Origin of the sequence: Ensifer sp. Root558, from assembly GCF_001427045.1 — a bacterium.
Taxonomy (GTDB): Bacteria; Pseudomonadota; Alphaproteobacteria; order Rhizobiales; family Rhizobiaceae; genus Ensifer; species Ensifer adhaerens.
The window spans coordinates 68,378-81,742 of record NZ_LMGC01000012.1 but is presented as its reverse complement, the minus strand read 5'-3'; the positions used below and the strand labels follow the sequence as shown (position 1 = coordinate 81,742).

General features: G+C 63.3%; 8 protein-coding genes. 6 read left to right on the top strand and 2 right to left on the bottom strand.

Going from position 1 to position 13,365, the window contains the following annotated elements; all coding sequences use genetic code 11:
- Positions 1 to 4: 4 nt before the first annotated feature.
- The 4 genes from ASD63_RS13665 (at position 5) to ASD63_RS13650 (ending at position 6,332) form a co-directional block, all read left to right on the top strand.
- Positions 5 to 1,006 (top strand): ATP-binding cassette domain-containing protein, encoded by a 1,002-nt coding sequence (locus tag ASD63_RS13665; RefSeq protein WP_034804877.1) that lies wholly within the window; start codon positions 5 to 7, stop codon positions 1,004 to 1,006.
- Between the two features lie 256 nt (positions 1,007 to 1,262).
- Entirely contained in the window at positions 1,263 to 2,486 is a 1,224-nt protein-coding gene (locus ASD63_RS13660) for an efflux RND transporter periplasmic adaptor subunit (RefSeq protein ID WP_034804880.1), read from the top strand.
- Between the two features lie 9 nt (positions 2,487 to 2,495).
- A complete protein-coding gene (locus tag ASD63_RS13655; protein WP_034804897.1) occupies positions 2,496 to 5,636 on the top strand; it encodes an efflux RND transporter permease subunit in 3,141 nt (1,046 codons plus the stop codon).
- Positions 5,637 to 5,687: 51 nt separating this feature from the next.
- A complete protein-coding gene (locus ASD63_RS13650) occupies positions 5,688 to 6,332 on the top strand; it encodes a TetR family transcriptional regulator (RefSeq protein WP_034804901.1) in 645 nt (214 codons plus the stop codon).
- A 57-nt stretch (positions 6,333 to 6,389) separates the two neighbouring features.
- Here ASD63_RS13650 and purU read toward each other — a convergent pair whose 3' ends face one another.
- Together purU and polA are read right to left on the bottom strand one after the other, a co-directional pair.
- Complete coding sequence (purU, locus tag ASD63_RS13645) at positions 6,390 to 7,244, bottom strand: formyltetrahydrofolate deformylase (protein WP_051659688.1); 855 nt, start codon at positions 7,242 to 7,244, stop codon at positions 6,390 to 6,392.
- 236 nt (positions 7,245 to 7,480) lie between these two features.
- The gene (polA, locus tag ASD63_RS13640) at positions 7,481 to 10,489 is read right to left on the bottom strand and encodes a DNA polymerase I (RefSeq protein WP_034805279.1); all 3,009 of its coding nucleotides are present in this window, start codon (positions 10,487 to 10,489) and stop codon (positions 7,481 to 7,483) included.
- Positions 10,490 to 11,000: 511 nt separating this feature from the next.
- Here polA and ASD63_RS13635 point away from each other — a divergent pair.
- Together ASD63_RS13635 and ASD63_RS13630 are read left to right on the top strand one after the other, a co-directional pair.
- The gene (locus tag ASD63_RS13635) at positions 11,001 to 11,444 is read left to right on the top strand and encodes a MarR family transcriptional regulator (RefSeq protein WP_034804907.1); all 444 of its coding nucleotides are present in this window, start codon (positions 11,001 to 11,003) and stop codon (positions 11,442 to 11,444) included.
- 230 nt (positions 11,445 to 11,674) lie between these two features.
- The gene (locus tag ASD63_RS13630) at positions 11,675 to 13,066 is read left to right on the top strand and encodes a M20/M25/M40 family metallo-hydrolase (protein WP_089043078.1); all 1,392 of its coding nucleotides are present in this window, start codon (positions 11,675 to 11,677) and stop codon (positions 13,064 to 13,066) included.
- The last annotated feature ends 299 nt before the right edge of the window (positions 13,067 to 13,365 follow it).

Sequence of the window (13,365 nt, the reverse complement as noted above, 5' to 3'; positions counted from 1 at the left end):
CCAGGTGGGATCGCTTCAACTCAAATCCATCCGCAAGGCCTACGGTAGCCATGAGGTGCTGAAGGGCATCGACCTCGAGGTGAAGGACGGCGAGTTCGTCATCTTCGTCGGCCCGTCGGGCTGCGGCAAGTCGACCTTGCTGCGCACCATCGCTGGCCTCGAGGACGCGACCTCCGGCAGCGTGCAGATCGACGGCACGGAAGTCGGCCACGTGGCGCCCGCCAAGCGCGGCATCGCCATGGTGTTCCAGTCCTACGCGCTCTATCCGCACCTGTCGGTGAAGGACAATATGGGCCTTGGCCTGAAACAGGCCGGCGCTCCGAAGGCGGAGATCGAGGACAAGGTCGGCAAGGCTGCGAACATGCTGTCGCTCGATCCCTACCTGGCCCGTCGCCCGGCCGAGCTTTCGGGCGGCCAGCGTCAGCGCGTGGCGATCGGCCGCGCGATCGTGCGCGAACCGAAGCTCTTCCTGTTCGACGAGCCGCTTTCGAACCTCGACGCGGCGCTGCGCGTCAACACCCGGCTTGAGATTGCCCGGCTGCATCGAAGCCTGAAGGCAACGATGATCTACGTGACCCACGACCAGGTGGAGGCGATGACGCTCGCCGACAAGATCGTCGTCCTCAACGCCGGCCAGATCGAGCAGATCGGCTCGCCGATGGATCTCTACAACCGCCCGGCCAACGTCTTCGTCGCTGGCTTCATCGGCTCGCCACAGATGAACTTCATCGAGGGCGCCCGGCTCGGCGATGTCAAAGCCAAGACGATCGGCATCCGCCCGGAGCACATGGCGCTTTCACGCGAGAGCGGCGACTGGAAGGGCAAGGTGGTGCATGTCGAGCACCTCGGCGCCGACACCATCGTCTATATCGATTCCGAGCAGGTCGGCACCATCACCGTCCGCCTCTTCGGCGAACATCGCTACGCGCCTGACGACATCGTCTATGCGACGCCGACGGTCGGTGCCATGCACCGTTTCGGCGACGACGACCGCGTCCTCGCCTGATGCGTTTTGAGGCTAAGGCCTCATCACAGCTGCGTGAAAACCAGCCGCCACGGGACTAACCCCTTGTGGCGGCTTATTTATTTTTTGAATAGCTGTGCTGAATGACTCTGTTGCGCTGCAAAGCGATTTAACATACATTTGTGTTTGTATATTAGCTTTCCGGTATTTTCCCCAAGCAATACCGGTTCCGCTCCCCTTCACTTCCGGACCGCACGGGCACCTTGCGAGATGCACCTGTCGCCTGCGGTCACCGAATATGGACATCGCTATGCGCATGAACCGACCGACACTGGCCGCCGCCTTGGCAACTGTGATTCTTCTTTCCGGCTGCCAGAAAGAGGAAGCACAACAGGGCGCCGCCGCATTCCCACCGTCCGCCGTCGCGGTCTTCACGACCAAGACCGAAACCCTGCCGATCACCAACGAGCTTCCGGGCCGCATCGCCGCGACCCGTGTCGCCGAGGTCCGTCCGCGCGTTTCCGGCATTGTCGTCGAACGCGTCTTCCAGCAGGGCTCCAAGGTCAATGCCGGTGACGTGCTCTACCGCATCGATCCCGCGCCCTTCCGCGTCCAGGTCGAAAAGGCAGAGGCAACGCTTCGGCGCGCCCAATCCATTCGCCAGCAGGCCCAGCAGAAGGCCGATCGCCAGGAGCAGCTGAAGAAGGCGAACGTCGTCGCCGCGCAGCAGCTGGAAGATGCGGCTGCGCTGCTTGCGACCGCCGACGCCGATGTCGCGATCGCCGAAGCCGGCCTCGCGGCGGCCAAGCTCGACCTGCAATATGCCGACGTGACGGCACCGATCAGCGGCCGCATCGGCCGTGCGCTGATCACCGAAGGCGCGCTCGTCAGCACCAACAGCTCGGAAAATCTCGCGACGATCCAGCAGCTCGACCCGCTCTACGCCGACTTCACCCAGTCGGCGACCGACCTCATCCGCCTGCGCAAGGCGCTTGAGGACGGCCAGATGATGAACGGCGACGGCGAGGAAGCCGAAGTCCAGCTCGTGCTCGACGACGGCACCACGTATGAGCACAAGGGCAAGCTCCTGTTCTCGGAGGCCGCCGTCGACGCGACGACCGGCCAGGTGACCCTGCGCGGCGAATTCCCGAACCCCGACAACGACCTGCTTCCCGGCATGTATGTTCGCGTACTTGTGCAGCAGGGCGTCGAGAAGGACGCGATCACCGTTCCGCAGCAGGCCGTCCAGCGCAACAACGCCGGCCAGTCGCAGGTTTATGTCGTCGGCGCCGACAACAAGGTCGAGTTCCGCAACGTGACCCTCGGCCGCACGATCGGCACCCGCTGGCAGGTGACCTCCGGCATCAAGGCCGGCGAAAAGGTCATCGTCGAAGGCTTCCAGAAGATCGGCCCCGGTGCCCCCGTCGAGCCGACGGACTGGAACCCGGACGCCAAGCCGACTGCCGAAGCAGCGCAGACAACGGCCGCTGCCGACGAAAAGCCTGCCGAAGCTACAAAGTGAGTTTGATTGATGCCTAGTTTTTTCATCGACAGGCCTATTTTTGCCTGGGTGGTGGCGATCTTCATCATGGTCGCCGGCGTCATTGCGATTCCGCTTCTGCCGGTATCGCAGTATCCTGACGTCGCGCCGCCGCAGATCTCCATCAACACGAGCTACCCCGGCGCCTCGTCGCAAGACACCTATCAGAGCGTCACGCGACTGATCGAAGACGAGCTGAACGGCGTCGAAGGCCTGCTCTATTTCGAGTCGACCTCCAGCGCCTCCGGCTCGGTCGAAATCAGCGCCACCTTTGCACCGGGCACCGACCCGGGACAGGCGGCCGTCGACATCCAGAACCGGGTTCGCCGCGTCGAACCGCGCCTGCCCGATTCGGTCAAGCGCCAGGGCGTGCAGGTCGATGAAGCCGGCTCTGGCTTCCTGATGATCGTGGCTCTCACCTCGACCGACGGCTCGATGGACGCCATCGGCCTCGGCGACTATCTAAGCCGCAACGTGCTTAGCGAAATCCAGCGCGTGCCCGGCGTCGGCCGTGCGCAGCTGTTTGCCACGGAACGCTCGATGCGCGTCTGGCTCGATCCGGACAAGATGCTGGGTCTGAACCTGACGGCTGCGGACGTGACCAATGCGATCACGGCGCAGAACGCCCAGATCGCTTCGGGCTCGATCGGCGCACAGCCGAACCCGATCACCCAGCAGATCAGCGCGCCCGTCGTCGTCAAGGGCCAGCTCGAAAGCGCCGAAGAGTTCGGTGCGATCGTGCTTCGCGCCAATCCGGACGGCTCCTCCGTCCGCCTGCGCGACGTTGCCCGCATCGAGATCGGCGGCGAAAGCTACGCCTTCTCGACGCGCCTGAACGGCAAGCCGTCGGCGGCTATCGCCGTCCAGCTTTCGCCGAGCGGCAACGCCATGTCGACCTCGGCCGCCATCAAGGAACGCATGGACGAACTGGCGAAGTTCTTCCCGCAGGGCCTCGAATATTCGGTTCCCTACGACACCTCGCCCTTCGTCGCCGTTTCCATCGAGAAGGTGCTTTCGACGCTGGTCGAAGCGGTCGCGCTCGTGTTCATCGTGATGTTCCTGTTCTTGCAGAACATCCGCTACACCATCATCCCGACGCTCGTCGTGCCGGTGGCGCTCCTCGGCACCTGCGCGGTCATGCTGGCGATGGGCTTCTCGATCAACGTTCTGACCATGTTCGGCATGGTGCTGGCGATCGGCATTCTCGTCGACGATGCGATCATCGTCGTCGAAAACGTCGAACGCATCATGTCCGAGGAAGGGGCAACGCCGAAAGAAGCCACCCGCAAGGCGATGAAGCAGATCACCGGCGCCGTCATCGGCATCACGCTGGTTCTCGCCTCGGTGTTCATTCCGATGGCCTTCTTCCCGGGCGCGGTCGGTGTGATCTATCGCCAGTTCTCGCTGACGATGGTCGTCTCGATCCTGTTCTCCGCACTTCTCGCTTTGTCGCTGACACCGGCGCTCTGCGCGAGCTTCCTGAAGCAGGTTCCGAAGGGTCATCATCACGCCAAGCGTGGCTTCTTCGGCTGGTTCAACCGCTCGTTCGACAAGACGTCGCACGGCTATAGCGGCATCGTGAAGCGCCTGGTCCACCGGACCGGCCGCTACATGATCGTCTATGTCGCGGTGCTCGCCGGTCTCGGCTGGCTGTTCATGAAGCTGCCGTCGTCGTTCCTTCCGGACGAAGACCAGGGCTTCGTGATCGTCATGATGCAGCTGCCGTCGGAAGCAACGGGCAACCGCACGACCGAGGTGGTGGAGCAGGCCGAGAAGATCTTCGGCCAGGAAACGGCAGTCGAACGCATCATCGCGATCAACGGCTTCTCCTTCTTCGGTACCGGCCAGAACGCAGCGCTCGCCTTCGTGACGCTGAAGGACTGGAAGGAACGTGACGCCGACAACGCCGCACAGTCGATCGCCATGCGGGCGACGATGGCGATGAGCCAGATCAAGGATGCGATCAGCTTCGCGCTGTCGCCGCCGGCGATCCAGGGCCTCGGCACCACCGGCGGCTTCTCGTTCCGCCTGCAGGACCGTGGCGGTCTCGGCCAGGCGGCGCTGTCGCAGGCCCGCGACCAGCTGCTCGGCATGGCCGCCGAGAGCAAGGTGCTCTCCGGCGTCCGCTTCGAGGGCATGCCCGATGCGGCTCAGGTCAGCGTCACGATCGATCGCGAGAAGGCCAACACCTTCGGTGTGACCTTCGCCGATATCAACTCGACGATCTCGACCAACCTCGGCTCGTCCTACGTCAACGACTTCCCCAATGCCGGACGCATGCAGCGCGTAACGGTGCAGGCGGACGAAGGTCAGCGCATGCAGACCGCCGACCTCCTGAACCTCAACGTCCGCAACGCCAATGGCGGCATGGTGCCCCTGTCGGCCTTCGCGACGGTGGAGTGGGTCAAGGCGTCGACCCAGACGATCGGCTACAACGGCTACCCGTCGGTCCGTATCAGCGGCGAAGCCGCCCACGGCTACTCCTCGGGTGACGCGATCGCCGAGATGCAACGGCTGGCGGGCCAGTTGCCTGCAGGCTTCGGTTACGAATGGACCGGCCAGTCGCTGCAGGAAATCCAGTCCGGCACCCAGGCGCCTCTCCTGATCGCGCTGTCGTGCCTTCTGGTGTTCCTGTGCCTTGCAGCCCTCTATGAGAGCTGGTCGATCCCGGTGGCGGTGATCATGGTCGTTCCGCTCGGCGTCATCGGTTCGGTGCTCGCCGTGATGATGCGCGACATGCCGAATGACGTCTACTTCAAGGTTGGCCTGATCGCGATCATCGGTCTCTCGGCCAAGAACGCGATCCTGATCATCGAGTTCGCCAAGGAACTGCGTGAGCAGGGCAAGTCGCTGATCGACGCGACGCTGGAGGCGGCACATCTTCGCTTCCGGCCGATCCTGATGACGTCGCTGGCCTTCACGCTCGGTGTTCTGCCGCTGGCAATCGCCACGGGTGCCAGCTCCGGCAGCCAGCGCGCCATCGGCACGGGCGTCATGGGCGGGATGATCTCGGCAACGGTGCTCGCCATCTTCTTCGTTCCTGTCTTCTTCGTGTTCGTCACGAAGCTCTTCAGCCGAAAGAAGGTGGAGAACACACCGACAGCCGCAGAAAACCCGACACCCGCCGAATAAAACAAGACTGGACGGCCCGCCTCTGGCGGGCCGTCGCATGAGGAGGAATGAATGCGCCGAACAAAGGCCGATGCAGAAGCAACAAGACAGAAGATCCTGAGCGCCGCCGAGCGCGTCTTCTACGAAAAGGGCGTCTCGAACACGACGCTCGAAGAAATAGCCAAGGCCGCCGGCGTGACCCGTGGCGCCATCTACTGGCACTTTGCCAACAAGACCGACCTGTTCCTCGCGCTGCACGACGCTGTGCCCTTGCCGCAGGAAGACATGGTCGCCCGCGAGATCGAAGCGGAAGCTGCCGATACACTCTCCATCCTCGAAGGTGCCATGGGCGACTGGCTGGATGTTCTGGCCGCCGACGAGCAGCGCCAGCGCATTCTGACGATCATGCTGCGCACCAATTACGACGGCGACCTGGGCGAGGTCCTCGCCCGCCAGAAGGAACTCGACGAGCACCACAATGTCGTGCTCGAACTCGCTTTTTCCCGCGCGCTCGCCAAGGGGCAGATGCACGAGACCTGGACCCCCGCCTCCGCGACGCGGACCCTGCATTGGATGATGCTCGGGCTCTGTACGGAATGGCTGCTGTTCGGCCGCACCTTCGATCTGACGGCCGAGGGACGCGAGGGCCTGAGCCGGCTCTTTGCCAGCTTCCGCGCGCCGGCCGTTACCGCGACCGCCGTCGTAGCCCGCCTGTAACAGCTGTAGCCGGCACCCCTGTGAGTACCGGCTACATGAAGCGCCTTCCAGAACCCTCTAGCTGAACACGACCGTCTTGTGACCGTTGAGCATGACGCGCCGCTCCAGGTGCAGCTTGACGGCGCGCGCCAGCACCCGGCTTTCGATGTCGCGGCCGGTGGCGACGAAATCTTCCGCCGTCAAGGCATGGCTGACGCGTTCGGTTTCCTGTTCGATGATCGGGCCTTCGTCGAGGTCCGGCGTGACGTAGTGCGCCGTCGCCCCGATCAGCTTCACGCCACGCTCATGCGCCTGATGATAGGGCTTGGCGCCCTTGAAGCTCGGCAGGAACGAATGGTGGATGTTGATCGCCTTGCCGTAGAGGCGCTTCGACAGATTGTCGGAAAACACCTGCATGTAGCGGGCAAGGATGACGAGATCGGCGCCGGTCTCCTGGACCAGTCGCAGAAGCCTTTCCTCCTGCTCGGCCTTGTTGTCCTTCGATACCGACCAACAGTGATAGGCGAGCCCTTCGGCTTCGGCCGTACGCCGGCTGTCTTCGTGGTTGGAGACGATGGCGACGACCTCCGCGTTCAACCAGCCGACACGGATCTGGTAAAGCAGGTGCAGGAGCGCATGGTCGAACTTGGAGACGAGGACCAGGATCTTCGGCTTGACCGCAGCATCCGTAAGCGTGGTCCGCATCTGGAAACGCTCGACCGCCGGGCGAAGCGCCCGCTCGACATCACCAGCCTGAACGCTCGCTGCAACCTGGAAGGCGATGCGCATGAAGAAGCTGTTGGTCTTGGTATCCCAGAACTGGTTGCTCTCGGCGATGTTTGCGCCAAGGGCGGCAAGCTCCGTGGTGACGGCGGCGACAATGCCGGGTTTGTCGTCGCAGGACAGGACAAGAATGAAGGTCTTCGGCGCCATGATCTCCTCCGATTGCAGCCGTTTCGGATGAGGCTCGAGCCCCTTCCCAAAGGCTGCCTATGAGGAGTTGAACGCGCCGGCAATCGTTCCGGCTGCGACGGCTGACGCTTTCTATCATCCTGATGGAAAGGCGCCCGGGAGCATGGAATGCCCCCGGGCGCTGCAAGATTCGTCGCATCCGGCTTTTGAGGTTTTCTGAGAGGTTTCCATCAAAAACCCGGTGTGCACCGACTAGATCAGTGCGCCTCGTCCCAGTTGGTCGCCGCGCGCGCATCGACCTTCAACGGCACCTTCATGTCGAGCGCCGGCATGGCGGCGTTCTCCATCACCGAGACGACGACCGGAATGGTGTTTTCGACCTCGGCGTCCTCGACCTCGAAGATCAGTTCGTCGTGCACCTGCAGCAGCATGCGGGCCGAAAGCTTCGCCTCGGCCAGCGCCGGCTCCATCTTCACCATGGCGCGGCGGATGATGTCGGCGGCCGAGCCCTGGATCGGCGCATTGATCGCGGCGCGCTCGTTGAAGGCACGGTGCGACGGGATCGACGAGCGGATGTCCGGATAGTGGGCGCGGCGACCGAAGATCGTCTCGACGTAGCCGTGCTCGCGGGCAAACACCTTGGTGCCCTCCATGTAGTCGCGGATGCCGGGGAAACGCTCGAAATAGCGCTTGATGTAGTCGCTGGCTTCGGAGCGCTCGATCGACAGCTGGTTGGCAAGGCCGAAGGCGGAGATGCCGTAGATGATACCGAAGTTAATCGCCTTGGCGCGCCGGCGGATTTCGCTCGGCATGCCCTCGACCGGAACGCCGAACATTTCCGATGCGGTCATCGCATGAATGTCGACGCCATCGGCAAAGGCCTGGCGAAGCTGCGGAATGTCCGCAACATGGGCAAGCACGCGCAGTTCGATCTGGCTGTAGTCGGCCGAGACGAGCTTGTGGCCGGGCGTTGCGATGAAGGCGGTGCGGATCTTGCGGCCTTCGGCGGTGCGCACCGGAATGTTCTGCAGGTTCGGATCGGACGACGACAGGCGGCCGGTGGTCGTGGCTGCGAGCGCGTAGGACGTATGCACGCGCTTCGTCTCCGGATGGACGAAGCCCGGAAGCGCATCGGTATAGGTGGACTTGAGCTTGGTCAGCTGTCGCCAGTCGACGATCTTGCGCGGCAGTTCGTGGCCTTCGGCTGCCAGGTCTTCCAGAACCTGTGCCGAGGTCGACCATTGCCCGGTCTTGGTCTTCGAGCCGCCGGCAAAGCCCATCTTGCCGAAGAGGATATCGCCGAGCTGCTTCGGCGAACCGATGGTGAAGGTTTCGCCAGCGAGCTTGTAGATCTCGTCCTCGAGCCCGGCTGCGCCCTGGGCGAGCTCGCCCGAAAGCCGCGAGAGGATCTGGCGGTCGACGGTGATGCCGCGGTCTTCCATGCGTGCCAGAACGGCAACCAGGGGCCGCTCCAGCCGCTCATAGACGCGCATCAGCCCCTTGGCGGCCAATCGGGCCTTCAGGATATGCCAGAGCCTGAGCGTGACGTCCGCATCCTCAGCCGCGTAGGCGGTTGCCCGGTCGATATCGACGAAGTCGAAGGTCACCGAGGATTTGCCGGTTCCGGTGATGTCCTTGTAGGCGATCGGCTTGTGGTTCAGCCAGCGCTCAGACAGCGAGTCCATGCCATGGGTGCCGTTGCCGGCATCGACGACGTAGGACATCAGCATCGTGTCGTCGAAGCTTTCGACGGTGATGCCGTGCCGCTTCATCACGAGGTAATCGTATTTCAGGTTCTGGGCGACCTTGAGGACCGAAGGGTCCTCAAGCAGGCGCTTCAGCCGGCTCAAGGCTTCTGCGACCGGGATCTGGTTTTCGGCGAGCCCGCCGCCGAGCAAGTCGCCGACGCCGGTCTTGTGGATCAGCGGCACATAGGCCGCCCGGATCGAGGCGCCGGTCGGGTCGGCCTTATGGTCGGCGATCGCCAGCGAGAAGCCGACGAGGTCGGCCTGCATTGCATCGAGCGAGGTCGTTTCCGTGTCGAAGCCGACGACACCGGCTTCGCGCGCGTCCGATATCCACCGGTCGAGAGTGGCGATGTCGCGGATCGTCACATAGGCGCTCTGATCCATCGGCGCCTTGGCGAAGATTTCAGCGCGTGCCGCAGCGAGCGCCTCGGGCGTCGCGTCCGCGCCATTCGCTTCGCCGGCACGCGACAGGACGGCGGCGGCTTGCGCGGCCTCGCCACGGGCGGCAGCCGCGGTGGAGGAGCCCTCGCTGACCTTTTCCGCCCCATCTCCCTTGTCGAGATCAGGGCCGCGCGCCTCGGCGCCCCATTCTACCGGCACCAAGGCTGCTTCAACGGCATCGGCGTCCGTACCGGTCGCGGCGGCGACGCGACGCGTCAGCGTTGTGAATTCCATCGCCTTCAGGAAGGCGATCAGCTTCGGACCGTTCTGCGGCTCGAGGCTCAGCTCTTCGAGCGGAACGTCGAGCGGCGTGTCGGTCTTGAGTTCGACGAGCTGGCGCGACAGACGAGCGAGATCGGCATTGGCGATGATGTTCTCGCGGCGCTTGGCCTGCTTGATCTCGCCGGCGCGGGCCAGCAGCGTTTCGAGATCGCCGTACTCCTCGAGCAGCTGTGCCGCCGTCTTCGGGCCAATGCCGGGAATGCCGGGGACGTTGTCGGTGGAGTCACCGGTCATCGCCTGCAGGTCGATCATCTTTTCCGGCGGCACGCCCCATTTCTCGATCACTTCCGGGATCGAGATCTGCTTGTCCTTCATACTGTCGTACATCGACACGTTCGAGGTCACGAGCTGCATCAGGTCCTTGTCGGACGAGACGATGGTGACGCCGGCGCCGGCGGCTTCTGCAAGCCGGGCGTAGGTGGCGATCAGGTCGTCGGCCTCATAGCCTTCCTTCTCGATGCAGGGCAGGTTGAAGGCGCGGGTCGCGTGACGGATCAGCCCGAACTGCGGGATCAGATCTTCCGGCGGCGCCGTGCGGTTCGCCTTGTACTGATCGTAGAGCGCGTTGCGGAAGGTCTTCGACGAATAGTCGAAGATGACCGCGAAATGGGTCGGCGTGACGCCGACCGACGTGTCGCGCGCATCAGTGAGCAGCTTCCACAACATGTTGCAGAAACCCGATACCGCGTTGACCGGAAGGCCATCGGATTTGCGGTTGAGCGGCGGGATGGCGTGGAACGCCCGGAAGATGAATCCGGAGCCGTCGACGAGGAAGAGATGATCACCGTTTTTCATGGGCAAATGGATAGCGCGGGGCAAGCCAAAGGTCCATTGCGGTTTTCCCGCCAGACACTACATTCTCCACCGGTCGCGGTGGCCGCGATCGCCACCGCGGATTGCGAAAACGGGGGCTGACTTCGCCTTGGGATCGAGCGCCAAAAGGCTTCGCAAGCGCCCGTTCGGCTTCACGCAAACGTTACATATTTGTAATGTCCGATTCAGCCCCGGTATCCTTGAAAAGCCACATTTGAATCCTCAAATCTTACTCAACGGCACCGAGTGATGCCGTCTTCTGGTGATTGGCCTGTCCCCCGCCCGCACCAGATGAGGACAAAGGCCTTATCCCCCTCTCCGGGCCTTTGTCCCGTTTTCAAAAGACCGTCACGGCGCCGCCTCCGCACCGTGACGGTTTTTTGTTTCTGCCGTCTGATCACCTCCGCTCAAATCCCGGTGAGACCCGACGGTCTCAAGGTCCATCGCCTGCATTGTAACTTGTCTTCATGGCGGTTCGGGCGTACCGATAGGCATGGCCTTCAATCGTATGGAATCTGCGACCTACCTGGCCAGCCTGCTGGCCAAGAGCTTTTCGCGCGCGCTTCACGAGCGCGGCCAGAAGCTTGGTTTCGCGCCCGGTCAGTTTCCCATCCTGCTCGAGCTTTGGGCCGAGGAAGGCCTGACGCAGAAACAACTGCTCGATCGCCTCGACATCGAACAGGCGACGATGGCAAACACGCTCTCGCGCATGGAGCGCGACGGGCTCATCCTCCGCCGCAAGCATCCGCAGGACAAGCGCTCGCAGCAGATCTACCTCACCGAAAAGGCAAAGGAGATGGAGGCGGCCGCCAAGGAGGCAGCGCTTGCCGCCGACCAGTCGCTGCTTGCCGGCCTCAGGAATTTCGAACGCGAACTGATGCTCGAATATATGCGCATGGCGCTCGCCAACGTGGCACGCAGCGACAGTCGCGCCTGACGCACCACCCCCTTATGATCATTCCATCAAAAAATTTGGCTTAAAGCGGGCGTTCGCCCGTTCTAAAGCAGGGGCAGACGCGTCGATCCGGGCGCCCCGGCGCTCACCTTGCCGACGCGCCAGGCTCTCCGTTCACCGTCACCTGAGACCTCTGCCCAAAATCGCTCAAATCGATTTCGCTTTGGCGGCACATGCAGTAGGTTCCGGCGAAACTTGAAGCAAGGATATGCATGATGGCTGACATCACCCCCGTTCTCGAACGCGCAGACGCCAACCTGCCAAGGAGCCTCGACCGGCTGTTCGACCTCGTTCGGATCAAGTCGATCTCGACCGACCCGGCCTTCAAGGCGGAATGCCGCAAGGCGGCCGAATGGCTGGTGGCCGAACTCAACAGCCTCGGCTTCACCGCATCGGTGCGCGACACCCCCGGCCATCCGATGGTCGTCGCCCACCATGACGGTGCCAAGCCCGATGCGCCGCATGTGCTGTTCTATGGCCACTATGACGTTCAGCCGGTCGATCCGCTGAACCTCTGGGACACGGATCCGTTCGAGCCCGGCATCAAGGAAATCGAACCCGGCCGCAAGGTGATCACCGGCCGTGGCACGGCTGACGACAAGGGCCAGCTCCTGACCTTCGTCGAGGCGGTGCGCGCCTACAAGGACGTGCATGGCGCCCTGCCCTGCCGCGTCACGATCCTGTTCGAAGGCGAAGAGGAATCCGGCTCGCCGTCGCTGAAGCCCTTCCTCGAAGCCAATGCCGCCGAACTCAAGGCCGACTATGCGCTGGTCTGCGACACCAGCATGTGGGACCGCGATACGCCGGCGATCTCCGCTGGCCTGCGCGGCCTCGTCGGCGAAGAAGTCATCGTCCGGGCTGCCGACCGCGACCTGCATTCCGGTTATTTCGGTGGTGCTGCCGCCAACCCGATCCGCATCCTCACCACCATTCTCGCCGGCCTTCATGACGAAAACAGCCGCGTGACGCTGCCAGGCTTCTACGACGGCGTCGAAGAGACCCCGGCCCAGATCAAGGCGGCCTGGGAAACGCTCGGCCAGACGGCAGAGAAGTTCCTCGGCGAAATCGGCCTTTCGATCCCGTCGGGTGAAAAGAACCGCTCGGTGCTGGAACTGACCTGGGCGCGGCCGACCGCGGAAGTCAACGGCATCACCGGCGGCTATACCGGCGAAGGCTTCAAGACGGTGATTGCGGCCGAGGCCTCAGCCAAGGTCTCCTTCCGCCTGGTCGGCAACCAGAACCCGGAAAAGATCCGCGAAGCCTTCCGCGCCTATGTGCGCTCCAAGGTTCCGGCCGACTGCTCGGTCGAGTTCCATGCCCATGGCGGTTCGCCAGCGATCCATCTTCCATACGAATCGCCGCTGCTCAACACGGCGAAGGTGGCCCTGTCCGACGAGTGGCCGAAGCCGGCCGTCATCATCGGCATGGGCGGCTCGATCCCGATCGTCGGCGACTTCCAGAAGATGCTCGGCATGGAATCGCTGCTCGTCGGCTTCGGTCTTTCCGACGACCGCATCCATTCGCCGAACGAGAAGTACGAGCTGCAGTCCTATCACAAGGGCATCCGCTCCTGGATCCGTATCCTCGACGCGCTCGCCGCCTGATGATCGGTGCGGGACGGGGCGCGATTTTCTGCGCGCATCCCGCCCGAGCCACTTGACCCCGGAAGCCGTGGCGGAGCTCTCCGCCACGGCTTCTTCGTTTTGGTTGCGTGGCTGGAGATGATGCAGCTCTCGCGCGCAAGCGCTCCATCGACGCGCATGCATCGCTGCCTGATCGATGGGATGTCCACGCTTTACCGTTTCCCCTTCACTGTTTCCCGGCGGTTTCTCCGTTGTCGGCGGGCCGTCAATCCTTGACCTCCGGGGTCTCAGGTGCTTCCTTTTTGTGAAACAAATCACAA